This is a genomic window from Flavobacterium panici (genome assembly GCF_024499525.1).
Classification (GTDB): domain Bacteria; phylum Bacteroidota; class Bacteroidia; order Flavobacteriales; family Flavobacteriaceae; genus Flavobacterium; species Flavobacterium panici.
Genome location: NZ_CP100437.1, coordinates 4,209,274 through 4,236,272, shown reverse-complemented (window position 1 = coordinate 4,236,272; position 26,999 = coordinate 4,209,274). Strand labels below are relative to the sequence as shown.

Below are 26,999 nucleotides of genomic sequence, written 5' to 3'. Positions count from 1 at the left end.
AACATCATGGAAATCACAGGACGAATTGTAAAGGATGCCTCCGTTTCTAAGGCAAAAGAAAACCGTGAGGTGGTAAACTTCTCCATAGCTGTCAACGACAGCTATAAACCAAAAGGAAGCACCGAAGCCAAAAAAATTGTGACCTATATCGACTGCTCCTACTGGATGGGTGCAGGACTGGCCGTATGGCTCAAAAAAGGCACAATGGTACAGCTCTTCGGGCGCATCGGGCTGAATGTCTATATCGGCAGTGACGCTCAGGCGCACGGCTCGCTCACCTTTCATACCTCGAATATCAAGATACTGGTTTTTGCTGAAGGCGAAAACAGCAGGACTGCACCCGCCCTTAAAATAGGCAATGCATCGGATAATCCCGACGACCTGCCTTTCTAAGTCATATCAGCCTTGAATTTTTATACGCCTAAATGCAATATCATGAAAGCCTTAAAACAATCCAATTACAGCCAGTATCGTGTAAGCACCGCTTTTAACGAGATTATCCTTCGCAGCATCACTTCTTATGACGGAAAGAGAAAAGCACAGCTCAAATCTTTCTTCCTTGACCTGCAGACCGGCGGTTGCATCAGCGGGATGATTTCTGAATTTATCTACCACGCCGACTGCAGGGAATTTTATATCGAGCATATCGACGACCTCGAAAATATCAGAATCGAACTGGAAGAAGCCATCGGAGAACCTATCGAAAACCGATTCCAAGCGCCCCATTACACTTTTGTGTGCTGGCTCTGCTTTGAGGAATACTGCTATGACCTTTATACAAGACTGTTTGAATAAGCTTTTAATATTTAAAACCCTTTGTTATGAAAGCATCTGAAAATTTTAAAACAGCAATAGAAAACTATCTCAATGACAGGGCGCAGACCGATACAGGTTTTGCGCCTATGCTTGCCAAAGCATCGAAAAGCTTGGAAAGCTGTATCCACTACATTTTCGGCGAGGTAAAAAAGACAGGATTATGCGCCTTTGACAATCAGGAAATCTATGATATGGCGCTCAAATACTACACCGACGACAGCATCGGCACTCCCGCCCCTGTTGCATGCAGGGCTGTGGTTCAGCCTGCTGAGGCTGACCTGTTCTCTCAGCCTGAAATCAGCACATTGTCAGGCGCAAGCGAAATCCCACTTCAAGTAAAACAGGATGTAAAACCCGCACAGACCACCTTAACGTTTTTTGACCTATGATACCCAAAACCAACATCGAAAAACAGCTCACCGCCTTGAGCAGTTCCCTTGCGCCGATAGAGCCAAAGGTTCTCACTTGGGCAGAGCAGCATATCTTCCTGAAATGGGGCGTGCTCTCCCGCTCGAAGTTCTACTGCCTCGACTGCGCCCACGTCTGGAAACCTCAGTGCAGCAGCGACTGTTCCAAATTTACCCAGTGCACCGCCTGCAAAGGAAAACTTAAGATACAACCCTATAATCAGGTGCACTTCAGGGAAATAGAATATTTCTGCGTTCTGCAGACCTGCGCCGAATATCAGGTAGTGAGAATGGTAATTTCCCACAAGCACATGAAAAAGAATTTCACCCCGACCTACTTTCACAAGGAAGTCATGCAGCATTGGATCAATCCGAAAGGCGAAGTGCGTACGCTTTCGCTCAGCACCAATGTCTTTTCGCAGAACTGCGATGCATGGAAATTCTATTCCCCTTTGGAAATAAAACCAAAGGATTTCGTGCGCAATGCCAAATACTATATCAATCCCTACAAAGTTTATCCGCATATACAAGTGCTTGGGATTTTAAGAAGGAACGGATTCAAAACCTCGGTCTATAATATTGCACCACACCTGCTCTTTTCATCGCTTTTGAGCAATCCCATCGCCGAGACCCTGCTCAAAGCCGGACAGCTGAAGCTCTTGCAGTATTATCTTGGGGCTTCACGGCAAAACATCCGCCGAAACTGGCAGGCGGTCAAGACCGTCATCCGAAACGGCTACAAAATTGCAGATGTGCAGATATGGGAGGATTACTTGGAACTGTTGCGTTATTTCAACAAAGACCTCTCGAATGCGCTGTATGTTTGCCCCGACAACCTTAACGGAGCGCACGACCGCCTGGTGCAGAAAAAAAGGGAACTTCTCAGAAAGAAAAAACTCCAGGAACTGCGCCTTGAAATTGAAAAGGTGCAGAAAAAATACGAAAGCGATAAAAAACGCTTTTTCGGACTGCTCTTTACAGAAAAGGATTTGAGCATTTCCGTAATCGAGAACGTAAGGGATTTTATGGCCGAGGGCGACGACCTGCACCACTGCGTATTTACTAACGAGTATTATGATAGAAAGGATTCCCTTATTCTATCGGCTAAAGTGGCGCAGCAATCTGTGGAAACCATTGAAGTATCACTGAGCCGTATGGAAATCCTCCAATGCAGGGGCTTGAAAAACAAACCCTCAAAACTTCATAACCAGATCCTGCGCCTTTTGGATCAAAACCTTTATCAAATCAAACAGAGAATGCAGAAAAGAAAAAGAGCCCCTCATGCCCAAAGCCGATAATTTTATCGGCTTTTTTTAATGGCTTAAATCAAAGCCAGAAAGCCCGCCTGCTTAACAGCCGGCGGGCTGGTTTTTAAAAGACTTTTATATTTATTTGATGCTGATCGTATCCAGAAGGCTTTCCTGATCGATAAATGCGGCAATATACTGCTGGACTTCGTTTCGTTTGTCAGGGTCCGTTTCAAAAGTATTTATATGATACTCATCATCCTCGTCAAGGATATGGATAATCTCGGTGTAACCTTTTGAAATCAGGCTGCCTTTGAGTTTAAGTATGGTGTGCTGCTGGTGGGCATCCAAATCTTTTCTCACCTTTAGTTGTATTTCTTTTTCCATTATGAAAGATCTGCTAATTTGTTTTTGTAAATTTCTTTACCAAATATAATTATTTAGCACTTATCCACACTTCTGTGCGATGTTAAAAAAATGAAGAAATTTAAATAAAAATCCTGCACGAAAACTCCATCTAAGTTTTGTGGCAGAATCGTGGCACATAACTTTTTACAAAACAGAAATCCAGTAAAATAAGCTCCTTAGAAGTCTAGGTTCGAAACTGTATTAACACTAAAAATGTTATTGTATATACTCGTCTTAGATTTGTGGCAAAATTGTGGCACATTGGATTTAAAAAAATAAGCCCTCAGCAAAATAAGACCATAAGCAGCTTAGGTTCGAAACTGTTATTAAAATTCCATTTAGTTCAAAAGACGTTTTATTTCTAATCTAAATCGATATAATATTGTCTCAAATATTTACGTATTATATCTCCAGTATATGATAGTTCAAATTCAAGCTAATTTTATTGAGTTTATATTCATTCCCTCCTTCATAACCATAATTAGTAATCTCCTCCAATCGACGAAAAATTTTTTAAATCTCAATAATCCCCAGTTTAGCAAATCCGAATTAAATTCAATTGACGATACTTGATTATCTTCTAGTACAAATTCTCTCAATTCTTCTAAAATACATTTTTCTATAAAATTACAGCAGCTTATGAAATAACCGTAACTAATTTTTCAAGTAGAAAAGCTCTAAATAATACATCAACGATTTCTGCTTTTTCGTGGTCATCACATTTATCAACAATGTAAAGTATCTTTTTGCCTTCTTTTACTCTGCAATCATGAGAATCGTCTATTTTAGAAATAACTTTTTTCTTTCTTCCGCTTCCACATCACTAAGTTGAATTAGAAAGAATAGAATCTTTTTTTGCAAACATCATATCTTTAACAGTTCCACTTGTTTTAAAAACTGAGAAAAGCGTATTTAGAAAAGGAATGCTTTTCGCCACTCCTTCCTCTAAAAACGAATCTAACAGTACTTCTCCGTACTCCGCTGTTAAACATTTTAAATCTGATGCTTTTAGCGTATCAGTTATTTACTTGGTAATGCTGTTAATGCTTGACCTAAATAATTAGGTAGATAAAAGATACTAATTTAGTATATATATGCTAAACAGATAGCAGAGTTGACTTCAAAAGTACCCTAAAATGTTAAAAAATCTGCCGAAAAAAACAATTACAAGGTACTTATAGATTTGTTGCTCTAATGACGCAAAAAAATGGTTTATTTCTCACAGATGATAGTTATTTTTTTATGACTTAGAAGAAGTTACGTGTCCGGCTGCATCTATGGTCACCGAAATTGGTTCGAAATCATCATCATCATACAGCGTTGGCACACCGGAAATTCTTTCATGCAGTCCTTGGAAAATGATGAATAGAACTGGAATGATCAGCAGGCCGAGTACGACACCTGAAATCATACCACCCGCTGCAGAGTAGCTTATCGAGTGGTTGCCCTGTGCTGAGGGACCGGATGCGATACTCAACGGAAACAAGCCGAAGATAAAGGCCAGGGATGTCATGATGATCGGGCGAAGACGTTGCTTGGCAGCTTCGAGCACTGAATCAATCAGCGACAGACCCTCCCTGCGGCGTTGGACTGCAAATTCTATGATGAGGATGGCGTTCTTGGCAAGCAACCCAACGAGCATGATCAGTGCTACCTGAACATAAATGTTATTTTCAATGCCTTTAAGGCCTATCATGGCGAACACGCCAAATACACCTGTAGGGACAGAACAGATCACGGCCAAGGGAAGAATGTAGCTTTCATACTGGGCAGCCAGCAGGAAGTAGATGAAAATCAGGCTCATAATAAATATGATCACTGACTGTCCGCCTGACGATATTTCCTCACGGGTCTGGCCTGAAAACTCATAGCTATACTCCGTAGGCAGTTTTTTGGCCGCCAGTGCCTTGATCGCTTCGATAGCTTCACCTGAACTATATCCTTTTTTAGGGATAACGTTCAGTTCGATCGAATTGAAAAGGTTATATCGGGATGCGGTTTCAGGGCCAAAAACCCGCGTAAGTTTGACAACTGTGCTGAGGGGCACCATTTCACCTAACCCGTTCTTTACGTATACGCTTTTGAGGGCTTCCGGCGTACGTTTATCGCCGGAGTCCGCCTGTAGCAATACCCGGTAATATTTACCGAAGCGATTGAAGTCGCCGGCCTGCGAGGTGCCGAAATAAGACTGTACGGTTTGGAGTACATCTTTTACTCGCACCCCGAGTTGACCTGCCTTATCATCATCCACCTCTATTTGATATTGTGGGTAGTCCGCCTTGAAACTCGTGAAAGCCATACCGACAGAAGGCAGTTTATTCAGTTCTGCAATAAAGTTGTTGGCGACACCTGCGAACTTACTCAGTTCTCCGGCAGACCGGTCCTGGATCACGACGTTAAGGGCATCCACGTTGCTGAATCCGGGAACCGTTGGAAAGGTGAATACGAAGAAGGAGGCGCCTTTTACAGTGGCGAGATCCTTCTGTACTGCGGCCATGATCTGCGCGATGTCTTTCACTTTACCGCGCTCCTTCGGATCTTTCAGCATAACAAACATCACGCCTGCAGATGGACTTGCTGATTGCGTAAGCATATTAAAACCCGGAAAATTTAAAACATATTTGCCCGATTCAATTTGAAGTTTTTTCTCTGCCTGCAACATAATACCTTCGGTGCGCTTCAATGAGGTCGCAGAGGGTAGTGACACCGATACCGCAAAAAAGCCCTGATCCTCGCTGGGTATGAATCCGGTGGGAGTAGACCTGATCATCCATATCGAGGCAAGTACGACCATCGCGAGGCCGCCTATGGCTATCCACTTACGCGCTACTAAAAAGTTGATAAACTCAAGATAGCGATTAGTAAGGCCATTAAAGCCGCCATTGAAGCCTCTAAAAAAGCGGGCCTTAAAATTTTGCTCCCCGGACGCTTTTGTTTCGTCATGATGAACGTCCTTAAGGAATAATGCGGCAAGAGCCGGACTCAATGTCAGTGCGTTCAGCGCTGAAATCATGATCGCGATGGCCATGGTAAAAGCGAACTCCCTATAGAACAAACCGGTTGAGCCTTCCATAAAACCGACAGGTAAAAATACTGCAGCCATCACCAGGGTAATGGAAATGATCGCGCCGGTAATATCATGCATCGCAGATATGGTTGCCTGTTTGGGCTTCATGCCGGTTGCTGCCATCTTGGAATGCAATGCTTCCACAACCACGATGGCATCATCCACCACAATGCCAATGGACAATACCAGTGCAAACAGGGTCAGAAGGTTTATTGTAAATCCGAACAGGTACATAAAAAAGAAAGTACCAACAATGGCTACAGGCACGGCAATAGCCGGGATAAGTGTAGCGCGAAAATCCTGTAGGAAAAGATAGACCACGATAAATACCAGAAGAAAGGCCTCGATCAAGGTGTGCACGACCTGGTCAATAGAAGCATCCAGCTGGCGCTTGGTACTGTAAAATGTTAATGAATGGATGCCGTCAGGGAATTTCTTTTCGATCTTTTCCATAAACTTATTGACTTCTATCTGGATTTGATTCGAGTTGGAACCTGCCAGTTGGATTACTGGCATGCCGATCCCTACGTGGCCATTTATTCTTTGTTTCGTGGCATAATTGAACGAACCGAATTCAATCCGGGCTACATCTTTCAGACGAAGGACTGACCCGTCAGGATTGGTGCGAATCGCTATATTTTCATAATCCTCCGGCCTATTCAGTTTACCTTTATATTTCAATACATATTCAAAAGCTTCGTCGGTCCTGTCCCCGAAGCGGCCGGGAGCTGACTCCAGGCTTTTATCCTGTATCGCATCGGTGATCTCTTTGGGAGAAACCTTGTAAGTAGCCATTTGCGCCGGATTCAGCCATACTCTCATGGAATAATCTTGCGCGCCACCGAAAATATTTGCAGAGCCTACACCTGTAATGCGCTTGAGTTCCGGTATGATATTGATTGATGTGTAGTTACTCAAAAAGGTCTGGTCATATTTTGTTTGATCATCTGAGTATATACCAGTGGCCATAACCATACTGTTCATCTGCTTAGCAGAAACAATACCCTGCTGAACCACTTCCGGTGGCAACTGAGCTGTAGCCTGAGTAACGCGATTTTGCACATTAACAGCAGCCTGGTCGGGATTTGTACCCAATTTAAAAAAAACACTTATAACGAGAGTACCATCATTACTTGCGGTTGAGGTCATATAGGTCATGTTTTCCACGCCGTTGATAGCCTCCTCAAGTGAAGGCGCCACCGATCGAAGGATTGTTTCTGCATTGGCACCGGGGTAGGTCGCATTGACCACTACGCAGGGTGGAGCGATATCAGGGAACTGCTGCAGGGGTAATTTTAGCAGGGCAAGCGAACCGAGAAGGACCAGTATGATTGAGATTACAGTCGCCAGCACTGGTTTTTTAATGAATTTTTTAAGCATGGCTTTAAAATTTAGGTATTAATTTTTGGCAGCGGTCAGCCTTTAGTGACCTTCGGATTGATTACCTGACCTTCCTGTAGATTGTTAATCTCGTCGACAACGATACGGTCACCGGGCTTTATCCCTTCCTTGACTACATAGTTATGTCCCGAACGGCCAGCGATCAGTATAGCCTGCTTTTTAATTTTGTTACTATCTGCGAGCTGATAAACGAAGATTTTCTCCTGTATTTCTACCGTCGCTGACTGCGGCACGAGTAACGCCTCCTTATGTAGAATGCTGAGCTGTATCTTTCCTGTATTGCCCGAGCGAAGAAGTCCCTTTGGATTTGGGAAATTAGCACGGACGGTAATTGAGCCGGTGTTTTGGTTAAACTGCCCGTCAAACGCATCGATGTGTCCCTTGGCCGGGTAAGCGGAATTATCACTAAGCAGTAAGGATACAGGCGGAAGTTGCCGGATCTTTTCCGTAAGTGTTTCTCCCGGATATTGCGTTTTAAAGTTTATAAAGTCATCTTCGCTCATAGCGAAGTACACGTGCACATTATGTACATCTGAAAGTTCTGTCAGTGCGGTGGCGTCAGCAGGGCTGACCAAACTTCCTCTTTTCTTTTCCAAGCGGCCAATATAGCCGCTTACAGGGGCTTTGATCAGGGTAAAACTTAAATTGATCGCTGCCTGGCTGATGTTCGCCTTTGCCTCGTCTATTTTTGCTTTAGCAACACCTGCAGCTGCGTGGGCGCTCTTCAGCTGGTAATCGGAAATAACCTTATTCTGTACGAGTGGCGTTAATCTCTGAATTTCAAGGTCCGCGTTGATTCCGGCTGATTCCGCTGCATGTAAGTTGGCCAGCGCATTGCTCAACGCGGCTTTAAATGGTCTGTCATCTATTTTGAAAAGCGGTGTCCCGGCGGTTACATAGGCTCCTTCATCAATGTAAACCTGTTCAAGCATGCCGCTGATTTGCGGCCGAATCTCGACATTATCCACACCTTGTATTGATGCAGGATATTGCTGATACGTTGTAACGGGCGCTGGCAGAATACTCGCAACGGCTAATGGCGGCGGCATCTCACTTTCGGACTTGGGGGAACAACTGTATAATCCGCTAGCTATAATGGCTAAAATGATGCGTCTCATGATTTTACTTTTTAAAATTTATTTGTTTTCACTTTTTATGGCCAAATACCTGTTGCCATTTTACCTTAACATTCTGCAGACAATAGAGTTATCATAATAATCTTTATCAGTTTTATTAACGAGTGCCAAAATTTACGCAACTGATGAACTGGCGAAGTCCGCCAGTTGTGAATTTGTCCACTTGCTTACCCTTGTTGCTCGCTAAGACCAAGTGAAACTTACTATTTGGATCTTCAGGACGCAAGATTATCGAATAAGAGTTCAATACTAGTGTACCACCTTTTACATTATCAATCACAAGCGTGTAAAGTTGCCCCATGGCTGAATCCATGGGGCATTCCATCTAAGCAAGGTATTCGCCATCGACATTAATTACGGCTCCACTAATATAACTGGCATCCGGACCGGCAACTGCGGCGATCTCATCCGCACTGCCATATCGGGCTAATGCTGTGTTGGATTTTAAGAAGTCCGACCATTCCCCATATACCGGATTCATGCCGGTATTGACTGGCCTTGCCTGAACGCTGTTAACGGTAATTTTATGCGGGTTTAGATACAAGACCTACTCTACCGCTGATTTGCGCTTAGTCAACTTGTTGCGAACGCCACACTTCAAGTGTGTCGATTAGTTGATGAAAACTTATGATTTTGCCGTTAGCAACACGCAAAACATGCATGTATTGCGCATCGAATGGCTTTCCAGTCGAGGCCATGATGCCTTTCGATCGGCCAACGGCCACGACAACATCGCCACCGTCGATCAACTGGTCAGGCCCCGCTATGTAATTCTGAAACTCTTTGGCGATGCGGCCAAAAACACCTTCTACGACAGCAGCTGGAGTCAAGTAGGGATTACGATCACCAAGTAAGAAGTTTTCAGATTCACGCCAATCCAGATTATCACTCAAGGTTGCGACAGCCGCCTCGATATCGCCTCGCACGAAACTGTCGTAAAAATGTTTAACTACAGCAAAACTGTTCTGGTCAGCCATACTCTTTTCTTTTTCTGTAAAATTCTCTTTTTCCATAATATTTCCTTTTTTGTTAAATTAGTTAGTAATTATTGTTATTAATTTTATTTCATTTTTAATGTGGTGAGGTGGCTAAATCTCCAGTTTACTGCCTGGTGGAAGGTGACGCTGTCATCGACTATCGCAGCCCAAACCCAGCACGGCTGCTCGGCGAGCATCCAAACCGTCACGGTACGCTCGACATAGTCGACGAAGACTGCCCGACGTTCTATCACTATCAGGCGTTAGCACCTCCATCGACTGTCAGTGTAGTGCCGGTAATGTATCGAGCTTTGTCGCTGGTCAGATATGCGACCGCATGCCCAATTTCAGCACCTGAACCAAAGCGGCCCGCAGCAGTCAGTTGGCGCATTGGATCACCAAAGGGCCCGTCAGCCGGGTTCATATCCGTGTCTATCGAGCCAGGCTGGACAATGTTCGCGGTTATGCCTTTAGGCCCAAGTTCACGTGCAAGTCCTTGATTAAAGGCCTTAAGGGCCGACTTCGTCGCTGCATAGATGCCCAAGGCACCGTAGGGCACGCGATCCGCGAAGTAGCTGCCGATTGTGATGATGCTGCCACCCTCTGGCAGATGGGCAAGAGCAGCCTTGCTCGTGATGATCGGCCCGCGCACGTTGACATCGAGAAGAGCCTGAACATCCTCAATGGCAATATCGGAGAGATTATTCATCCGGATAATCCCCGCGTTGTTAACAAGGATGTCAAGGCCACCAAGTGCTGCAGCGGCTTTGTCGACCGAAGCCTGAATTGCCCCGATATCCGCACTGTCGGCCTGGATTGCTACGGCGATGCGGTCAAGGGCCTTGATTTCGGCAACAACTGCCTCAGCCTGATCCTTTGACTTTTCGTATGTGATCGCAACGGAAGCGCCTTCTGCTGCAAGTGTCTTTGCAATCGCCGCGCCAATGCCCCGGCTGCCGCCCGTCACAAGTGCCTTTTTACCTGTAAGCAGCATCGAAGCTGAACGGTCATCGCCAGATTGCTGATTTTCACTATTTGTTATTATTTTCATTGAAATATGGTATTGATATAACTAATATTATTGAGCGGAAAGGGTTGCAAATTCTTCTTCCGACAAAACGATGTCTGCCGCTTTTAGATTCTCGTGCAGGTGAGTGACCGATTTTGTTCCCGGGATTAGCAAGATATTTGATGAACGTTTTAATAACCAGGCTAATGCAATTTGGGCTGTTGTAGCTAGATGCGTTGCGGCGATGGATTTGATTTTAGCTTTCAATTTATCTGGACCTGATGCAAGAGGGAACCATGGAATAAAGGCCAAACCTTGCTGCTCGGTGTAGTCCAGGACATTTTCCCATTGCCTGTCTACCAGATTATACATATTTTGCACAGAAACAATCGGCAATATTTTCTGTACTTGTTTGATCTGATCAACGCTAACTTCTGAGAGCCCTACATAACGTATTTTTCCGGCCTTTACTGCATCAGCAACAGGAGCCAACGTTTCTTCAACATCTACGTTGGGATCAATTCGATGCAATTGCCATAGGTCGATTGTGTCCACTTTTAACCTTTTTAAACTTCCGTCGATGTTTTGGGTAATATAACCTGGTGAACCATTAGGGATCCATTGTCCAGGCCCGGGCCTGTTAAATCCACCTTTGGTGGCGATCAGGAGTCCTGCTTTGTAAGGATACAGCGCTTCTGCAATTAAGGTCTCATTCAATTTTGGACCATAGGCTTCCGCTGTGTCAATAAAGCTTACGCCCGCTTCAACTGCAGATTGTAATACCTTTTTAGCGTTTTCGCGATCAGCGACTTCCCCAAAGACGCCTTTGCCTGTCAGTTGCATCGCACCGTATCCGAAACGGTTGATTTCGATGTCTCCAATTTTATAGTTTGATGTGTTTTTCATTTTATTACAATTGTTTCTTTAATTTCTGCATCATTTATAGATTATGTTTTTAATACCACGTAGAAAATTGACGCCTATGTTTGTTTAGATCATTGAATGCCTGATAAATTTTAATTTTGAATTGTTGCGTCATTTAAAAGTCTCGGATATATTTATGGTTGCCGATTTTTTTTCTATTAAACTACGCCAGGAAATAAAACCCATGGCAGTAATACCAAATGCTGCCCCGATCCAGGGAGCAATCGTGGCAGTGTATTGTCCTATGAACAATCCGCTTACAACTGTTCCAAGTGTTACACCTAAGTTTCCGGTAGATATTTGAATGCTATTGGCAAATTCCTTGGCATCTGGAGCTGCTGACACAACATAAGCTAGCGTAGTAAGAAAACAAGGGCCATACATAATACCCCAGAAACAGACTATGCCAGAAGTAGTGTAAATCGACTTATCGCTAAAAGTGAAAAGTAATGGTAGCAAAATGGTTCCGAAGAGGAACAGTATTGTTGTATTTGTCAAATTTTTACTGAGTAGTCTTCCAGCGAGAAAATTTGATATCACGCCCATTACTCCGAATAAGAACAGCATGTAGCTAATCTCACGCTCATTTAGTCCCCTAGCTTTTGACAGGTATTCTGCAAAATACCCATAGGTACTGAACCATGCAGAGATAATTAGACAATTAGTCACAATGCTTATAATGAAACTCTTACGCTTGAGAATCCTCATCTGAAGACCAATTGATTTTTCCACATTTAATGAAGTGCTTGGAACCAAAAAATAGACTGCTACTGCGGTAATCAAGCTGATGGTCCCTTGAACAATGTATGATGCTGTCCAGTTAAAAGTGCCTGAGATGTATGTTGATAGAGGGATGATCGTGACTTGTGCCACCGCAATACCCCCAATAACTATGCTCATTAAGCGGTGTTGATATTCTTTAGCCGCACTATCGATTGCTGTTGCCATTGCTATCGAAATAAACACTGGATGCAGGAAAGCTGGTAGTATACGTAATAGTATTAAAACCCAATATGGTGGGGCTAAAGCTGATAGAAAATTGCTTACGACAAAAATGAGAATCGCTAATAACATCAATTTTTTCCTGTCAAATCTTGAAGTATATAAAACAATAAACGGTCCCGTTAATGCGATAATTAATGCAAACGCACTTAGTAAGTAGCCAGCCGTATCTATATTTATCCCATAAAATTCTGCAAGCTGAGGAAGTATACCAATTACTCCAAATTCTGTACTTATTATGGAGATCATACCTAAACAACCGACATAAGCGGCTTTTTTACTTGTTGTTTTCATTGTTGTCATTGCTTTGAGTTAAGTGTATCATTCTAGTCGTGCTACTTTTTTTATCTATTTAATCTTCCATTTCCGTATCCTGCAATTTGGCCTGCCCATAGAACTAATTGAATCCATCAGCTAGAAGAAATTAAGTAGCTATATTAAACCGTTCGGTTTAAATAAGGCTAAAAAAAAGTTTTATATTCATTCTACCATCAATTGTAGTTATTGTGTTTTTAATTGATTTATTTTATTGCTTAGAATATACTTTGATCTCTTATTAAACCATTCGGTTTAATAAGAGGCAAATTTTTTTAGTTGCTTACATTATCTATTAACATTTTAGCCATTTGGCGAACAAGCTTTTCATCTGAATATAACAGATCTGTGTGCCAAATAGCGGTTAGACTCATCAATGTAAAATGAGCCAAAGCCTTAACATCCTTTTCAGCTGGGATCTGGCCATTTTTCTGAGCTGTTACCATCAGTTCCTCCATCACTCTTATACCCCAAGACATTTGACTCTTAAGCATATTTTTCACTTCACTGTCGACGCGAGCAAGTTCAAATGATGAATTTACAACCAAACAGGTCTTACTTTCTTTAATAGTATCAAGTACAGACATAATCATATTTTCTATCGCCTGTAAAGGATTTTCGCTGCTTTTCGCAGCTTTGTTGTATTCCTTACCCCTCAACGCATTGTAGCTCTTCAGACATTTTATGAAAAGGTCATGTTTGTTGCCATACGTCAAGTAGAGGCTGCTCCGATTAATTTTGAGGGCATCAACCAAATCGTTTAAAGAAGTTGCATTATAACCCTTTCTCCAAAAGAGCTCTCTCGCTTCCATTAGCTTTTCATCGTAATCAAATTCCTTTTGTCTTGACATAATAGGGCAAAGATATCTATTTAAACCAATCGTTCCAAATAATTTCATCATTAATATTTCTTTTTTTTTAAAACTCTTGGAAGGGAGTGATAAAAAGTTTAGATAACATCAGCCTCAATACATGATATACATTACTTTAAGGATGTATAAACTCAAATTAAGAGTTGTATATTATTGGGCGATAATAGGTATCTATCTTCTAAGCAGCAACTTAATCTCTTTTAAAGTTGTCAAATCAAACTCGAAGCACCCATGCGTACGAGTCACGATAATTTTAAGCCACAACCTTATATCTTCAAGAAATCAAGAAAAAGGATACAAACATTCTTCTCTCAATTCTACGACCAGTTAATGATTCAATGGAATTATGCAAAATCATTTGAAATTTATAAAACAATAATCCTGTTAAAAAATAACTGCTGCAATAATCCTTCAGTACATCAACAAATTTATCATGACAGGAATATAAGCAACATTAAAATCAGTATTGTAAAATGCACAACAGATTTTCCTATCTAAAAACAACTCTTAGTAGTCCTGAGAGTTCTATAATTTAATCCAGACGCTTTAAAATGAGCGATCGTAAACGTTCTTCATGTTCATCCCCCCAATTCCCGATAGCTGAAATTACCGGAATCAGTGTTTTTCCAAAATCGGTCAGACTGTATTCTACTTTCGGAGGCACAACAGGATAAATAACTTTTGTCACAAGCTCATGTTCTTCTAATTCCTTCAGCTGAATATTTAAAACCCTGCGCGAGGCATCGGGTATTTTGCGCTGCAGTTCACTTGGACGCTTATGTCCCTGCTCTATAAACCAAAGTAAACGTATTTTCCATTTACCATAAAGTACCTCACCTATCAGGTCAAGGCCACAATTAAGATTTGGTATTGTTTTTCTCTCATACATACCACAAAATTAAAGGTATATATCAATTTATGCAATAGGGGAATAATTTATCCCTATATGAATCGTAATTCCGTACTTGTAAGTTACCTACATACTCCCGAGATTTGTACAAAGAAATTTAAAATATAAATAAGATGGACTATCAAAATGAGTTATCAGGCAAGATTGCCTTAGTGACAGGAGGTACAAAAGGAACCGGCAGGACTATTGCAGAAAGGCTGCTTCAAGCCGGTGCAACGGTGATTATAACTGCCCGAAATTTTCCGGAAAATGAAAACAGCCAGCTGCATTTCATCTCTTCCGATTTGAGTAAGGCAGAAGATGCGCAAAAGCTGGCTAACGAAGTTCTCTCAACATATGGGCGACTGGATATTCTGGTGAACAACCTGGGCTCCTCAACCACACCTGCCGGCGGATTTAGTGCATTAACTGATGAGGACTGGGTATCAACTCTGCAAGCTAATTTGCTGGCTCCTGTTCGACTGGACAGGGAATTTTTGCCACAAATGATAGATAGGAAAAGTGGTGTTATTATACATATAGCCTCTATTCAGGGAATATTGCCTTTGTATGATTCTACCCTCCCTTATGCCGCCTCAAAAGCAGCATTAAGAAATTATAGCAAAAGCCTATCCAATGAAGTTACACCAAAAGGTGTCCGCGTTTTGGCAGTTTCGCCGGGATGGATAAACACATCAGCATCGGTAGCCTGGCTGGGCGAAATAGCGCGAAATGCGAACAGTACCGTAGAAGAAGCCCAACAAAGTGTAATGGATGCATTGGGTGGTATACCTTTTGGCAGGCCTGCGCAACCGGAAGAAGTCGCCGAATTAGTAGGCTTCCTAGTCTCACCAAGAGCGAGCTACCTTACAGGGACTGAATATGTAATTGACGGCGGCACAGTACCTACAATTTAATAATTAAAAATACGATATTATGAACTTACCTAAAGTGATAGCAGATTTAGTGGCAGCTCAAAATAACTTTGATAGCGCTGCATACACAAAGTGTTTTTCTGAAAATGCGGTTGTCCATGACGAGGGCAAAACCCATAACGGCCGCAAAGAAATTGAAGACTGGATCGCTGATTCCAACGATCGATACCAGGCAACAATAAAACCAGTAGGCTACGAAGAGAACGCAACGGAAAGCATCCTTAAAGCGGAAACGTCTGGGAATTTTCCTGGAAGCCCAATCGTGTTGAATTATCACTTAGTGATAGCCGATGGACTGATACGATCATTGAAATTTACAGTATAAGTAAGGAAATGGCTAAACAGCCATTTCTTCGTTTTAATAATAAATACAACCTGATATAATGTCATACTGCAGCAATTGATAATATGCAACCCGACGAAAGGAAGGCTATTCATATGGAATATCATGATAACTATTATGGTTTCCCGATACATGATGATAATGAATTGTTTGGACGGCTAATTTTAGAAATCAACCAAGCCGGGTTAAGCTGGGAAACAATTTTGAAAAAAGAGGTTTCTTTTCGTAAGGCCTACAGCAACTTCGACATTAAACAAGTAGCGGCTTACACAGATAAGGACCGTGAGCGGCTTTTGGCAGATTCAGGTATAAAACGCAACAAGTTAAAAATAAACGCCGCTATTGAAAATGCAAAAACCATTATAATTTTACAAGATGAATTCGGCTCCTTACAAAAATGGCTGGAACAATTGTCGCAGTCCTCCTCTTAACCCTACAATCAGCAATAGTATGGGCAGCATCCAGAAAAAGCGAAGCGATGAGCTCCATATCCAGTTGCTTCCCGATAGCGACATTAGTCCATTGACTATATAGGTGACGGCAAAAAACAATGCGGCGGCCACGCCCATTAAAATTGGTGTTTTATCTTTCAAGGAAGTTAGATTATGTTTTTAAGATATTAGACGATCCAAATTAGCATCCTCACTACTAAGATATTTGCTCTTAAACCCAACGGGGGTTTCGCCGGTTTTTATAAAAAAAAGCCGGCTGAAATAAGAAGGGTCCTCATAACCCAGATCGTAGGCGATCTCCTTGGCGCTTTTTGAGGTATGTACCAGAAGACGTTTAGCTTCTAAGATAATACGACTTTTAATAATTTCATTGGGCTGAGGGAGGTTCAAACGCTTAAATTTGTGCGTAAGGGTTTTTGGTGCTATAGTTAATATATCCGCATAGTCTGCAACACTGTGCTTTTTTTTATAGTTTTCTTCAACCAATTGGGTGAAACGCCTAAAAAATTCTACATCGTTATTTTTCTGGGCCATTGACCCATCCAGATGCTGTATCTTCCACAACCTAGTAGATTTAATGAAAAGCTGTTTTAAATAGGTACGGAGCATTTCTTCTTGTGAGCAATCCTTCATTTTAAATTCATCTTCAATTTGGAGAAATAAACTATTAATATACATTGATGCTTCCTTTGGAACAGCTGTCATGGGCATATTATGGATATTATTATACAGCAGTCCATCACATGCTACTTCATCATCGTGTAACTGAATACAGTAGAAATCCTGATTGTAAAATATAAGTTGTCCAGGCTCATCACACAACTCTTCGATGCTCAGGACCTGATTTGGGCTGATAAAAAAAAGAGAGGGAACGGAAGTATCATATACTTTAAAATCTACCTTGACCTTACAGCCTTTAGAGACGTATAGCACCTTTATATACGATTTATAAGCTTCGGAATTAATGACATCCAGGCTTTGGCTATTTACCTGCACCATGCCTATTGTTTTGAGGCTTGAATCAAAAATATGTTGTTTCATTACAGCATGGGTTTTAAATGCCGGCCTTTACTAAGGCCGGCATATTAATCTAATTTAAATAATTTTATCCACATGAAGAGGACAACAGATTAGGGTAATTAACTTTTAGCAAACTTTTCAAGTTCAGTGTTAAATTTCTCCATCTCTTCAATGAATAAGGCGTGCCCGCTTTTTTCAAATTTTACAATGTAAGAGTTTTTGATTCCTTTGTGCAACTGCTCTGCGAAAACAAAGTCACATAATTTATCTTTTGTACCGTGGAATATTGCAACGGGAACTTTAATTCTTGCTAATGCCGGGCGCAGGTCAAGGTCTCGCAGGGCAATTATAGCCTGGGTAGTTGCATAGGGTGAAGCATCTGCGTTAATACCTGCTAACCACTGTGACATTGCCGGTGAAATAGAATTTTCTGAAGCTCCGAAACCCTTGCCAAAATCTTCTATTAATTGTTGCCTGTTGATTCTTGTGGTCTGGATTAAACCTGCAGCAGCCTCATCTGTTGCACCGTAAGGATAAGCTTCACGCTGTTTCCAAGAAGGCGCAGCCGCTCCAAAAAGTGCCAGTTTACTAATATGTGCTCCATTGTACTTGTCCATATAGTGAAGTACAACAGCCCCACCCAAAGAAAAACCGCCGAGTACCGCGTTGTTTATTTTCAGCTTTTCTAATACTACTTTAATGTCATCCGAAAATACATCAAAATCATATTTACCGTATGGGCGATCTGATTTTCCAAATCCCCTTAGCGATATCCCAATTACCCGGAAACCTTTTTGTACAAAATACTGATACTGGTATTCGTACATCGCGTCATTCAGTGGCCAACCGTGTATTAGCACAATAGGCTGACCGTCGCCTAGATCGGTAACGTGAAGTTTAACATTGGGTTCAACCTCAACATATTCTGCCCTTCCTGCAGATGCAGGAGTTCTCTTAGACTGAGCGTAAGTTGATTGGTTAAAGGTAAGTGCACATAGTAGGATAAGTGTTGAAATGAATGTTCTCATTTTGTTTTTTATTAATGTTAATATTGCTATGAATTATTTACACTGCAAAGATGGGCAGAACCGCCGCGTTATGAAATGGACAATTAGACAAGTTAATTGTATATTTTTCCCTTATATACAAATAAAGCACTGTTTTAAATAAGTGAACACATGTCCTAAATGCGCTTAATCTTTGGAAAACAATAAAATCGACAAATAAAACTTAAAAGTAAAACACTTTGAAACAACTATTTACAAATAAAATAAAATTATAGATCTATAATTATTGCTATATAAACTTGATATAATCTTAATGAATAGTTAATAACGCTCAGAACCGAATTAGCATATTTTTCCCCATAACATAAAACGACAACTTATATTACGTATAAAATATTGCCGGTATGGATTGCCTTTTTAAAACTTTCATATTGGTAAATGGCTCGTAACAGATGAAATTGGTAACGGCTTACCGCTGCTGAACCTTGCGGTTTCTAATAGCGCACTGGTAGCGTTTTGATTTGGCTAATTTATCGTATTCCAAACACCTGCCGTGATTAGCGTAGGAGCTTCGTTTGTTTCTTCATTATCCAAATGTGGCATAATATTTAAAACGCCATCTACGATATGGGTCGCTTCATGTAATAAAACGTAAACGATAGCATCCAGATTACCGGCATCAACAATTACCTCGTATTCATTATTTTCATACTTCACATAACAGGTGTTTTCTTTCCATGTAGCCATTCAGAAATGGTTTCGTTTAAAATATCAGCCCTAAATGTTATATTGAACATCTTTTCAGCACTGGCACTTTCAACCGGTGATGTAAGTGCGGTATTTGGCATATCAGCCATAAAACTAATACTGTGCAGATAATCCTTTAAAACTTTTTGATGCAAGAGGGACAGAAAAGAAAATGCCTTGTTTACCTTTTCTTTTTCGATAGCTGTTAATACACGAAGGGTATGCCGCATAAGCGCCCATAACTCCCTGTTGTGCATATTCTATAGTCCTATTTGTATTGCTTGTAATCTAGGCCAGTAAGTTTTCCGATGCCTTGGTATTGATCCTCCAGTTACCTAGGCTATCTTTCCAGATAATTCGTTTCCGTAATCCATTTTTATATTTTTTAATTTTTTTTTGTACAAAGCTCGCAACTAAGTTACTTACTTGCAAGTACGGTGTTACGGTTCGTATAGGGACAATTTTATTACATACTGCACATATAAGAACATAGGCTAACTTTCATAATATGTATGAAAGAAAAATAATACCTAACATAAACTGTGGACTTGACCTGATGGATGAAGTACTCTAACACTAATTATTTAAAAGGTTTGAGCTGGCAACAAGCACGGGCCGTGAGTGATGTGTAAAATTTTTGTATTACCACAACAGCATCGCTTAAAGGAAACTATACTTCTGCAAGGAAAAATCTCCCATAATAACGGAACTATATCCATTTTTAGCGCCTATATCTTTTCTGAGCTTTGTACCCAAGGATTAAACCTATTCTACTGACCTATATGGGAGCAAATACAGGCTTTAAGCTTATTAAAATTAAAAATTGTTAAAAATGACAAAACAAAATCGCACACTGGGTGCATTCGAAAAAACATTTTGGTTGTTAGACCAAATCGATTCTAAAGACTTTGCACTTGCTGCAGAGGTAGAGGGTAAAGAATCAGTCTCTACCTGGCAAATGGCAATTGAGCAGGTGCAGCAAAGACATCCTAACCTATCGGTAAGGGTTACTATGGACGAGTTTAAGAGACCTGTAACAGAACATGTTGACTCTTTAGAGATTCCGCTGAGAGTAATTGAAGCAGACGATGATTACAAATGGGAACGAGAAGCTGAAAAAGAGCTGGCCTTACGTTTTGATACGCAACAGGGGCCGTTATTAAGGGTAGTTTTAATTCAGAAACCTAAAGACACCGTAATAATCCTGGTGGCAAACCATACTCTGGCAGATGGCTCATCACTTAACTTTCTTTTCAGGGATATATTAGCTGCTGCAGCCGGCCAAAAGCTGGAAGTATTGGCTCCGCAAAAGTCTAACGATGAAACTTTGGGGCTACCTGATGACACGGTAGTTACAGATACAGAAAATGTAGATTTTGTATTTAAAAGAATCCCACCTGTATTTCCAAAAGTTGACAGCATTCGGTTCTCTGCAGAAACTACATTGAATATACTGGAAAGATCGCGACGGGAACAAACCACTGTACATGGTGCTATTTGCGCTGCCGTAGTACTTGCGGGCAGAAAACTGCGTAACGATTGGGCAGATAAAAAGCTCGAACTGATCTCCCCTATTTGTACAAGAAAGGCACTAAGGTTAGATGATAACTTTGGCCTGAATATCACTACGCATCCTGTATATTTTGAGACTGAACTGAATCTATCTTTTTGGGACATTGCCAGGTTTGCTAAAATGGGGCTTAATGGCACCGACTCCGTAGAACACGTACAGAATTATATTGATTTTTTCAGAAAGTTGACTTTTAACAGTGCTGATATCCAACAGATGATTGATGTTTTAAAAGAAGCTTTTAACCACGATATCATGGTTACCAACCTTGTACGCGTAAAATACAATACCGACTTTGGAAAGCTTAAGTTAAAAGCGGTGTATGGCCCTATGGTCCGATCAGGCAAAGGCAAGGAGCAAACAATTGGCGCTATAAGTACCAATGGACAGCTTGGACTTACCAATACCAGCGACAACCCTATACCGGGCATACTTAAGGAAATGCAGTCCATCCTAATAAATGCTTGTAAAAAAACAGCAGAAACTACTGCCTAATGTAATAACACCATATAATGCGCAGTAATGTTGCATTGTATGGTGTTAACTTTAAGCTAAAATAAATTTAAAAAAAAATTGATATACGAAAATTACTAAATATAATTTTTGTTTTAAATCTGTCAAGGTGTTTCTTTTATCGTTATTGTGCAGCAATCCATTACAGGCACGGCAAAGCATTATCCAGGTACTGTACAGCGCGCTAAAAAATCCTATAGAGCTATGATGGATACCATGATGGCAAATAGGCATGATGCATTCACCAGCAGTACACCAGAGATTGTTTTTATGCAACAAATGATTCCACATCACCAAAATGCCTTGGATATAGCAAAATATGAAATTGCACATGGGAACACAGACGTGATAAAGCTCACTGAAAGCATAGTAACTGAACAAAAAAAATGCGGTGTTGGCTTAAAGAGGCTAGCCTTCACTTGGTAAATCGCCTGATTTACTTGTAAACACTATTCCCTATACAATTGCTACAATTGGAGTTGCCTTCAATTTTGCCACAAAATGCTAAGACGGTTTTTAACAATATTTCACCAGTTTAAGTTTTGTGGCAGAATCGTGGCACATGGCATTTTCGAAAAATAGAAGCGAGGCAAATCAAGGTGTAGCGAGAATAGGTTCAAAACTTTTTTAAATTCAGTATAAAAGCTAAGTGTACAGCAAAGCTGAAAGACAACTCCCTGTGTTGAATAGAAAGACATCAATTGGGTTTGAATAGTACATCTCTCCAACACAAAAACAGGGCTCTTTGGCAGCCCTTAGCCCCGATTGCTTCGCCAGTTCGCTTCGCTCGTGTGCAGTGAAATCCTTTTGTGCCGGGATTCGGCACAAAAGATTGGAACGGATAGCGGGAAAAAGCTCCTAAAAAATAATATTACATACAATTGACCCGAGGCTGGGCACAAAGATTGCTTGGCCGGTTCGCTGTCGCTCGGGTGTATCTTACAGCTGGAAGAGCTCCTGAAAAATAAATACTAATAATATATACACCACATCCATAAAACAAAAAAGGCACCTCATTAGAGGTGCCTTTATAAGTTAACTGTGATAGTATATTATGCTACAACTACGTTTACTGCGTTTGGACCTTTACGGCCTTCTTCTAGGTCATATCGTACTGCATCGTTTTGAGCGATGTTTTCTGACAGACCTGAAGCATGAACAAAAACTTCGGCCCCTCCATTATTAGGAGTTATGAATCCAAATCCTTTTTCTTCATTGAAAAATTTTACTGTACCTTCTTGCATTTTTATGTATTTAATTGCTTAAAGATAACATTAAAAAAATGGGAAAGCTGCTAATATTTAATATTTTATTTTTTTAATTAATTAAAATACGTTTTTCAGCAGCAAAATTAAAATGAGGATACATGGAAAAATACTCTGAAAACTTATAACAATTTCAGATCTTTCCTTTCTATTTTATCCTGTAAATTAACTGCTGAATAATCGTAAGCCAAATGGCAGTTAACAGCATAGTTGAAGTAATTACAGCCAGTGTTATCTGATAGGCATAATTTTCTACTAATTTTAAAGAAGCTGCCATGGTCATTAAAATAAAGCTGAATTCCCCTATCTGCGATAAGAGGGCGCCTGCATATAAACTGTCGCGCCAGGAGTTCTTGGTCAGTTTAAAAAGAATGGTATTGATCAGGCTGTTTATAAAGAGTACGGAAAATGAAATCAATATAATTGTACCTGCATTTTGAATAAAAAAATTAATATCTAACTGCAGTCCTACAGCTAAGAAAAAGAAAGCCATAAAAAATACCCTAAAAGGAATAAGGGAACTGCCCAGCCAGCGGGTTGCCTTATCATGCCCGATTAATATTCCTGAAGCAAAAGCACCAAAAGCAGTAGACAAGCCAAACCATCCGCTGATCCAGGCCATTGTGAAACAGATACTAAAGCCGATAAAAACCTGCAGTTCATGGTCAGCAGTAATCTCTTTGCGCATCGGAATTTTAAAAAGTTTTTTAGTCAGAGCCCCTTTCAAAAAAAGAATCATCAGTACACCTCCTGCGCATACTTTTATCAATTGGACTGCTGATACAGCGGCACCTGACATAAAATTCAATGCCAGCATCATAGGTATAACCAATATATCCTGCATTAATAATACACCGCAGGTAATCATGCCGAGCTGGCTTTTAATTTGGCCTGTTCTGGCCAGATATTGAAATACAATGGCCGAACTGCTGATGCTGATTGTAAAAGCAGTCAGTACAATTGTTGTAATTTTCCATCCCGCATATGATCCTACAAAATACATGCAGATAAAACTAAGCACAATCTGAACAACTGAAATCATCAGCGGTTTGTAAAAATTACGCGCGAGATATTGAAGGTCAATTTCGCTTCCTATAGAAAACATCATAATAATGATCCCGATCTCACCAAGTTCTGATATCACATCAGGTTTGTCAATAATATTAAATACCTGAGGGCCTAAAAGTACACCGGCCGCTATATAAGCGATAAAGTACGGCTGCTTTAAACGCCGAAGCAATAAAATCAGCAATAAGACAATAAGGGAAAGTACAGCTATCCCCGAGAATAATTGTGACAGCATATTTTAAATTATTATCAAGAAAGCTGCCTTTATGGGGCAGCTTTGAATAAAAAAATTAATAAAAGTTTTTAAGAAATCTCTATCATCCTTGGTGACTTTTGTCTGGCCTGTTCCAGTTTTGGAATAGACAGCAGTAAAATTCCATTTTCGTAACTGGCACGAATTCTATCTTCGTCCACTACATTTTTAGGCAGTACAAAACTTCTCTGGAAAGATTGATAACTGAACTCTCTGCGGGTGTAATTTTCTTCCTCTTTATTTACATGTTCCTGTTTAGACGAAGAAATAAGCAGCTGTCCATTATCAAGGGTAACCTTGAAGTCATCTTTGATCATACCGGGAGCGGCTACTTCCACTTCATAATTCTCATCAGTTTCCTTAATATTCACTGAAGGCAGTGTAGTGCTTGTGGTTGAAAAATTGTTGTTTTCCCAATTGAAAAGATCGCGGCCAAAAAAATCATCAAAAAACAAGCGTTGGAAAGCCGGCACATGGCCTCCGTTTCTTTTAATAAGATTCATAACAGTAATTTTTAAAATTGTTATACAATAAATTTTTAAACTTGCACAAAGGTGTGCACAAGGAAAAAAACAAAAAATATGCCAGGGGTTAATTCTGACATTTTTTCATAGTAAACAATGAAAAAATGTCATTTTAATCTACGACGAATACTCTTTTTTTCGCACTGCTTTTATATTGTTGCAGAATGATGGCGTATGGTGTTTTCGTAAATAGAAAGTTAACAAATTCAAGTGTTAAGGAGGTTAGGTTCGAAACTGTATTAGAAAATTGCTACAATAATTCAGAAATTTGAATATATTGACATAATTTTAATCAAGTACTTTAAGTAACTTAGATACGCTAATCTTGAATAATAGTAATAAGATGGAAGAAATACCAAAATGTCACACACCTGACTTTAAAAAGAATGCGATTCTGCTGAGTTATGAAAGAAAAAATGTTCTTAATACAGCCCAAGAACTTGAAATAAATCCCAAATTGCTTTCTAAGTGGAGGATTATTTATCGGAAATATAAAGAGGGTAGTTTTCCTGGCAAAGGAAAAAAAAGAATTTATTATGAGGATTCAAAGATTTTTGAATCAGAAAAGAAACTTGCAGAATCGCAATTAAGATTAGAAATACTTAAAGAAGCTATAAAATTAAAAACTCAGGACAAACAAACAATATATAATTTTATCCATCAAAATAGAAAAAAATACCCAATTGGCATAATGTGTCAGGTCTTATGCGTCTCTACTTCCATGTATAATTTAAAAATGAAGCATCCTCTATCAAAAAGAGAAATCCAAATTAACCTGTTCAAAGATGCAATAACTTCTATATTTTATGAATTTAAACAATATCGTGGGTGTGTATTAATTGCTAGAGAACTTTGCAAAAGAGGAGTACATATATCGGAAGACCAGGTTACATTTTTCATGAAGCAACTTGGTCTTAAACGTAAAGTCAAAATGAAATATAAAGTAACCACAGATTCCCAGCATAAGCTATTTATTTCACCAAATATACTTAACAGACAATTTACAACGGACAAACCTTCAAAGGTTTGGGTTTCCGACATCACCTATCTACAAATCGAAAGACGTTTCTTATACCTTACAGTCATAATAGACTTATTTGACCGCAAAATAGTCGGTTGGAATCTTAGTTCTGTGCTTTCAACAAATTCAACTATTCTTCCTGCATGGAATATGGCTGTAAGTAATCGAAAAGTAAAAGATGGCTTAATATTCCACTCCGATCGCGGAACACAGTATGCGAATAAACTTTTTACTACTACTCTTAACACATATGGTTGTATGCAAAGCATGAGTAGAAAAGGAAATAGTTTCGATAATGCTGTTTCTGAGAGCTTTTTTAACTCATTAAAAAGAGAATTGATATATAGTCAGAAAAGATTATTAACTCCAAAAGAGATGAGAGCGGAGATATTTGATTATATAGAAAACTGGTACAACAAAAAAAGGAGACATTCAGCGCTTAAATATAAAACAATTGAAGAGTTCAATGCAGAAATATAATGTCAAAAAATAAAATAGCTACTTATATTCATGAAGGCAAATAAAAAAGAATACCACCGTGATTTCAAGCTCAAAGTCGTCAAGCTAAGTTTTGAAAAATTTAAACTGGAAGACATCGCTCGCAAATTCAATATAACTTATGCCTCATTGTTGCACTGGAGAAAAAACTACATTATAAACGGAGAAGAAAATTTCTCCGTTTTAGGAAAAACAAAATTAACTATCCGCGAAAAAAAAATTTATGATCTTGAAATAAAAATTAAAAAGGCAGATACTGAATTTAAAATTATTAAAGAAGCTACAGATTACCTTCAAAAAGGACCACCTTTTATATTTGAATTTATAGCTAAAAGTGAACAAAATTATTCAAGTTACATGATGTGCAAAATTCTTGGTGTAAACTTAGGAAGCTACAACAAATGGAAAAATGAATATGTCTCTGAAAGACAAAAATGGAAAATGATGGTTAAGGAAGAAATAGTATCTATATTTATGTCATCTCAAAAACGTTATGGATCTAAACGTATCACAGCAGAACTTCAAAGATCGGGATACGAATTATCTTCAAATACAGTGCTCATATATATGCGCGAATTAAATCTGCGCGTTTCAGTAAAAAAGTACAAATTCAGAACTTGAAAATATTTGCTTTGTCTTATCTACTCTTTTTGTTTTCAGAAAATGAACTTCAGACAGTTGGCATTAATTAATTCAAAACAAAGCAGCATGAAAGAAAGAAAGAAAGAAAGAAAGAAAGAATTAAACAACCCTCCCTGCACATAATCGGCCAGCCAATAGAAATTAACTGGTGCCGATTAAAAACATAATGAAATAAACAAAGAAAACGCCTCCGGTGCAAAACCAAAACCGGCCCCATTTCGTATATGGGATAAAACAAGCATTCCATGGAACCATCCCCTCTTTTTTGCAACAAAATCCTGCAACTGATTGGCCAAAATTATCAGCGCAGCTGCACCCTGGAGGAGCTTACCAGCATGGCATCCCTGTTTTTATCAGTAAAACCCGAGGACCGCTTTTCCCCTGAACGGGAAAACCAAGCCGCTGTACTCGACGCTTTGCTGCTGCTCAGTGAGAAAGGCCATATCTTTTTAAACTCCTATACAGATCAGAGCTGTATTACCATTAAAGGCCTGCTTGCCATCGGTGATAAGACAATCTGTAATTAATATTATTTAATTCCGCTTCTATCCCTACAAAACTACTTAAGTGTTCCTGTCTCAATAACTCCAAAAATGTCTATCTTAAAAGATAACTGCTGTCCGTTTTTATGATAAAAACATTTTTTTTTAATTAGAAATCAGCACAGAGAG

The 26,999-nt window shown here is 39.9% G+C and carries 27 protein-coding genes and 2 pseudogenes; 13 read left to right on the top strand and 16 right to left on the bottom strand.

Annotated features, from left to right (window positions below):
• The first annotated feature begins 6 nt into the window (after positions 1-6).
• From NLJ00_RS17835 to NLJ00_RS17820, 4 genes are read left to right on the top strand one after another with little or no spacing between them, the layout of a single operon-like run.
• A complete protein-coding gene (locus NLJ00_RS17835) occupies positions 7-393 on the top strand; it encodes a single-stranded DNA-binding protein (protein ID WP_256634822.1) in 387 nt (128 codons plus the stop codon).
• Positions 394-435: 42 nt separating this feature from the next.
• On the top strand, positions 436-795 hold the full coding sequence (locus tag NLJ00_RS17830) for a DUF7222 domain-containing protein (protein WP_256634821.1): 360 nt from the start codon (positions 436-438) through the stop codon (positions 793-795).
• 26 nt (positions 796-821) lie between these two features.
• Positions 822-1,205, top strand: a complete 384-nt coding sequence (locus NLJ00_RS17825; RefSeq protein ID WP_256634820.1) for a Cas9 inhibitor AcrIIA9 family protein — start codon at positions 822-824, stop codon at positions 1,203-1,205.
• Positions 1,202-2,521, top strand: a complete 1,320-nt coding sequence (locus NLJ00_RS17820) for a PcfJ domain-containing protein (RefSeq protein WP_256634819.1) — start codon at positions 1,202-1,204, stop codon at positions 2,519-2,521. Before NLJ00_RS17825 ends, NLJ00_RS17820 begins: the two co-directional genes overlap by 4 nt.
• Positions 2,522-2,611: 90 nt before the next feature.
• Here the strand turns inward: NLJ00_RS17820 and NLJ00_RS17815 are convergent, their stop codons facing one another.
• From NLJ00_RS17815 to NLJ00_RS17780, 9 genes are all read right to left on the bottom strand, one after another.
• Complete coding sequence (locus NLJ00_RS17815) at positions 2,612-2,857, bottom strand: hypothetical protein (RefSeq protein ID WP_256634818.1); 246 nt, start codon at positions 2,855-2,857, stop codon at positions 2,612-2,614.
• A gap of 1,261 nt (positions 2,858-4,118) precedes the next feature.
• Positions 4,119-7,325, bottom strand: coding sequence for an efflux RND transporter permease subunit (locus tag NLJ00_RS17810; protein WP_256634817.1), 3,207 nt, complete (start codon positions 7,323-7,325; stop codon positions 4,119-4,121).
• Between the two features lie 35 nt (positions 7,326-7,360).
• Positions 7,361-8,464, bottom strand: coding sequence for an efflux RND transporter periplasmic adaptor subunit (locus tag NLJ00_RS17805; RefSeq protein WP_256634816.1), 1,104 nt, complete (start codon positions 8,462-8,464; stop codon positions 7,361-7,363).
• Between the two features lie 343 nt (positions 8,465-8,807).
• On the bottom strand, positions 8,808-9,026 hold the full coding sequence (locus NLJ00_RS25120; protein WP_408611580.1) for an SDR family oxidoreductase: 219 nt from the start codon (positions 9,024-9,026) through the stop codon (positions 8,808-8,810).
• 25 nt (positions 9,027-9,051) lie between these two features.
• A complete protein-coding gene (locus NLJ00_RS17800; protein WP_256634815.1) occupies positions 9,052-9,495 on the bottom strand; it encodes a nuclear transport factor 2 family protein in 444 nt (147 codons plus the stop codon).
• Positions 9,496-9,715: 220 nt separating this feature from the next.
• Positions 9,716-10,510: an SDR family NAD(P)-dependent oxidoreductase gene (locus NLJ00_RS17795; protein WP_256634814.1), complete on the bottom strand. Its 795-nt coding sequence runs from the start codon at positions 10,508-10,510 to the stop codon at positions 9,716-9,718.
• 27 nt (positions 10,511-10,537) lie between these two features.
• Positions 10,538-11,374 carry an aldo/keto reductase gene (locus NLJ00_RS17790; RefSeq protein ID WP_256634813.1) on the bottom strand — a complete coding sequence of 279 codons (837 nt, stop codon included), beginning with the start codon at positions 11,372-11,374 and terminating at the stop codon, positions 10,538-10,540.
• A gap of 129 nt (positions 11,375-11,503) precedes the next feature.
• Positions 11,504-12,688, bottom strand: a complete 1,185-nt coding sequence (locus NLJ00_RS17785) for an MFS transporter (protein ID WP_256634812.1) — start codon at positions 12,686-12,688, stop codon at positions 11,504-11,506.
• A 296-nt stretch (positions 12,689-12,984) separates the two neighbouring features.
• On the bottom strand, positions 12,985-13,611 hold the full coding sequence (locus tag NLJ00_RS17780; protein ID WP_256634811.1) for a TetR/AcrR family transcriptional regulator: 627 nt from the start codon (positions 13,609-13,611) through the stop codon (positions 12,985-12,987).
• A 51-nt stretch (positions 13,612-13,662) separates the two neighbouring features.
• On the opposite strand from NLJ00_RS17780, the pseudogene NLJ00_RS25135 reads away from it, so the two are divergent.
• Positions 13,663-14,079, top strand: a pseudogene (locus NLJ00_RS25135) (IS982 family transposase); the annotation flags it as partial.
• Between the two features lie 34 nt (positions 14,080-14,113).
• On the opposite strand, the gene NLJ00_RS17775 reads toward NLJ00_RS25135, so the two are convergent.
• A complete protein-coding gene (locus NLJ00_RS17775; RefSeq protein ID WP_256634810.1) occupies positions 14,114-14,470 on the bottom strand; it encodes a winged helix-turn-helix transcriptional regulator in 357 nt (118 codons plus the stop codon).
• A gap of 134 nt (positions 14,471-14,604) precedes the next feature.
• Between NLJ00_RS17775 and NLJ00_RS17770 the strand changes: the two genes are divergently transcribed.
• The 3 genes and pseudogenes from NLJ00_RS17770 to NLJ00_RS17760 form a co-directional block, all read left to right on the top strand.
• Positions 14,605-15,387: an SDR family oxidoreductase gene (locus tag NLJ00_RS17770; protein WP_256634809.1), complete on the top strand. Its 783-nt coding sequence runs from the start codon at positions 14,605-14,607 to the stop codon at positions 15,385-15,387.
• Positions 15,388-15,406: 19 nt separating this feature from the next.
• Positions 15,407-15,730: a nuclear transport factor 2 family protein gene (locus NLJ00_RS17765; protein ID WP_256634808.1), complete on the top strand. Its 324-nt coding sequence runs from the start codon at positions 15,407-15,409 to the stop codon at positions 15,728-15,730.
• Between the two features lie 58 nt (positions 15,731-15,788).
• Positions 15,789-16,155 (top strand): annotated as a pseudogene (locus NLJ00_RS17760) (DNA-3-methyladenine glycosylase I); the annotation flags it as partial.
• 204 nt (positions 16,156-16,359) lie between these two features.
• Here the strand turns inward: NLJ00_RS17760 and NLJ00_RS17755 are convergent.
• From NLJ00_RS17755 to NLJ00_RS17745, 3 genes are all read right to left on the bottom strand, one after another.
• The gene (locus NLJ00_RS17755; protein ID WP_256634806.1) at positions 16,360-17,241 is read right to left on the bottom strand and encodes an AraC family transcriptional regulator; all 882 of its coding nucleotides are present in this window, start codon (positions 17,239-17,241) and stop codon (positions 16,360-16,362) included.
• Positions 17,242-17,339: 98 nt separating this feature from the next.
• Entirely contained in the window at positions 17,340-18,248 is a 909-nt protein-coding gene (locus NLJ00_RS17750) for an alpha/beta fold hydrolase (protein WP_256634805.1), read from the bottom strand.
• 504 nt (positions 18,249-18,752) lie between these two features.
• Positions 18,753-18,974 carry a hypothetical protein gene (locus NLJ00_RS17745; protein ID WP_256634804.1) on the bottom strand — a complete coding sequence of 74 codons (222 nt, stop codon included), beginning with the start codon at positions 18,972-18,974 and terminating at the stop codon, positions 18,753-18,755.
• An 832-nt stretch (positions 18,975-19,806) separates the two neighbouring features.
• Here NLJ00_RS17745 and NLJ00_RS17740 point away from each other — a divergent pair.
• Both NLJ00_RS17740 and NLJ00_RS17735 read left to right on the top strand, forming a co-directional pair.
• Entirely contained in the window at positions 19,807-21,039 is a 1,233-nt protein-coding gene (locus tag NLJ00_RS17740; RefSeq protein WP_256634803.1) for a condensation domain-containing protein, read from the top strand.
• Between the two features lie 147 nt (positions 21,040-21,186).
• Positions 21,187-21,483 (top strand): DUF305 domain-containing protein, encoded by a 297-nt coding sequence (locus NLJ00_RS17735; protein ID WP_408611579.1) that lies wholly within the window; start codon positions 21,187-21,189, stop codon positions 21,481-21,483.
• A 626-nt stretch (positions 21,484-22,109) separates the two neighbouring features.
• Here NLJ00_RS17735 and NLJ00_RS17730 read toward each other — a convergent pair.
• From NLJ00_RS17730 to NLJ00_RS17720, 3 genes are all read right to left on the bottom strand, one after another.
• The gene (locus NLJ00_RS17730; RefSeq protein ID WP_256634801.1) at positions 22,110-22,301 is read right to left on the bottom strand and encodes a cold-shock protein; all 192 of its coding nucleotides are present in this window, start codon (positions 22,299-22,301) and stop codon (positions 22,110-22,112) included.
• Between the two features lie 169 nt (positions 22,302-22,470).
• Positions 22,471-23,625: a cation:proton antiporter domain-containing protein gene (locus tag NLJ00_RS17725; protein WP_256634800.1), complete on the bottom strand. Its 1,155-nt coding sequence runs from the start codon at positions 23,623-23,625 to the stop codon at positions 22,471-22,473.
• Between the two features lie 68 nt (positions 23,626-23,693).
• Positions 23,694-24,146, bottom strand: coding sequence for an Hsp20/alpha crystallin family protein (locus NLJ00_RS17720; protein ID WP_256634799.1), 453 nt, complete (start codon positions 24,144-24,146; stop codon positions 23,694-23,696).
• Between the two features lie 364 nt (positions 24,147-24,510).
• Here NLJ00_RS17720 and NLJ00_RS17715 point away from each other — a divergent pair, with 364 nt between their 5' ends.
• The 3 genes from NLJ00_RS17715 to NLJ00_RS17705 all read left to right on the top strand — a co-directional run bounded on the left by NLJ00_RS17715 (position 24,511) and on the right by NLJ00_RS17705 (position 26,855).
• A complete protein-coding gene (locus NLJ00_RS17715) occupies positions 24,511-25,668 on the top strand; it encodes an IS3 family transposase (RefSeq protein ID WP_256634798.1) in 1,158 nt (385 codons plus the stop codon).
• Between the two features lie 30 nt (positions 25,669-25,698).
• Complete coding sequence (locus NLJ00_RS17710; RefSeq protein WP_256634797.1) at positions 25,699-26,307, top strand: transposase; 609 nt, start codon at positions 25,699-25,701, stop codon at positions 26,305-26,307.
• A 266-nt stretch (positions 26,308-26,573) separates the two neighbouring features.
• On the top strand, positions 26,574-26,855 hold the full coding sequence (locus tag NLJ00_RS17705) for a hypothetical protein (RefSeq protein WP_256634796.1): 282 nt from the start codon (positions 26,574-26,576) through the stop codon (positions 26,853-26,855).
• Positions 26,856-26,999 lie beyond the last annotated feature (144 nt).

Coding starts and splice junctions, on each gene's coding strand:
- NLJ00_RS17835 (WP_256634822.1), top strand. CDS start 7: ATGGAAATCACAGGACGAATTGTAAAGGATGCCTCCGTTTCTAAGGCA.
- NLJ00_RS17830 (WP_256634821.1), top strand. CDS start 436: ATGAAAGCCTTAAAACAATCCAATTACAGCCAGTATCGTGTAAGCACC.
- NLJ00_RS17825 (WP_256634820.1), top strand. CDS start 822: ATGAAAGCATCTGAAAATTTTAAAACAGCAATAGAAAACTATCTCAAT.
- NLJ00_RS17820 (WP_256634819.1), top strand. CDS start 1,202: ATGATACCCAAAACCAACATCGAAAAACAGCTCACCGCCTTGAGCAGT.
- NLJ00_RS17815 (WP_256634818.1), bottom strand. CDS start 2,857: ATGGAAAAAGAAATACAACTAAAGGTGAGAAAAGATTTGGATGCCCAC.
- NLJ00_RS17810 (WP_256634817.1), bottom strand. CDS start 7,325: ATGCTTAAAAAATTCATTAAAAAACCAGTGCTGGCGACTGTAATCTCA.
- NLJ00_RS17805 (WP_256634816.1), bottom strand. CDS start 8,464: ATGAGACGCATCATTTTAGCCATTATAGCTAGCGGATTATACAGTTGT.
- NLJ00_RS17800 (WP_256634815.1), bottom strand. CDS start 9,495: ATGGAAAAAGAGAATTTTACAGAAAAAGAAAAGAGTATGGCTGACCAG.
- NLJ00_RS17795 (WP_256634814.1), bottom strand. CDS start 10,510: ATGAAAATAATAACAAATAGTGAAAATCAGCAATCTGGCGATGACCGT.
- NLJ00_RS17790 (WP_256634813.1), bottom strand. CDS start 11,374: ATGAAAAACACATCAAACTATAAAATTGGAGACATCGAAATCAACCGT.
- NLJ00_RS17785 (WP_256634812.1), bottom strand. CDS start 12,688: ATGAAAACAACAAGTAAAAAAGCCGCTTATGTCGGTTGTTTAGGTATG.
- NLJ00_RS17780 (WP_256634811.1), bottom strand. CDS start 13,611: ATGATGAAATTATTTGGAACGATTGGTTTAAATAGATATCTTTGCCCT.
- NLJ00_RS17775 (WP_256634810.1), bottom strand. CDS start 14,470: ATGTATGAGAGAAAAACAATACCAAATCTTAATTGTGGCCTTGACCTG.
- NLJ00_RS17770 (WP_256634809.1), top strand. CDS start 14,605: ATGGACTATCAAAATGAGTTATCAGGCAAGATTGCCTTAGTGACAGGA.
- NLJ00_RS17765 (WP_256634808.1), top strand. CDS start 15,407: ATGAACTTACCTAAAGTGATAGCAGATTTAGTGGCAGCTCAAAATAAC.
- NLJ00_RS17755 (WP_256634806.1), bottom strand. CDS start 17,241: ATGAAACAACATATTTTTGATTCAAGCCTCAAAACAATAGGCATGGTG.
- NLJ00_RS17750 (WP_256634805.1), bottom strand. CDS start 18,248: ATGAGAACATTCATTTCAACACTTATCCTACTATGTGCACTTACCTTT.
- NLJ00_RS17745 (WP_256634804.1), bottom strand. CDS start 18,974: ATGGCTACATGGAAAGAAAACACCTGTTATGTGAAGTATGAAAATAAT.
- NLJ00_RS17740 (WP_256634803.1), top strand. CDS start 19,807: ATGACAAAACAAAATCGCACACTGGGTGCATTCGAAAAAACATTTTGG.
- NLJ00_RS17730 (WP_256634801.1), bottom strand. CDS start 22,301: ATGCAAGAAGGTACAGTAAAATTTTTCAATGAAGAAAAAGGATTTGGA.
- NLJ00_RS17725 (WP_256634800.1), bottom strand. CDS start 23,625: ATGCTGTCACAATTATTCTCGGGGATAGCTGTACTTTCCCTTATTGTC.
- NLJ00_RS17720 (WP_256634799.1), bottom strand. CDS start 24,146: ATGAATCTTATTAAAAGAAACGGAGGCCATGTGCCGGCTTTCCAACGC.
- NLJ00_RS17715 (WP_256634798.1), top strand. CDS start 24,511: ATGGAAGAAATACCAAAATGTCACACACCTGACTTTAAAAAGAATGCG.
- NLJ00_RS17710 (WP_256634797.1), top strand. CDS start 25,699: ATGAAGGCAAATAAAAAAGAATACCACCGTGATTTCAAGCTCAAAGTC.
- NLJ00_RS17705 (WP_256634796.1), top strand. CDS start 26,574: ATGGAACCATCCCCTCTTTTTTGCAACAAAATCCTGCAACTGATTGGC.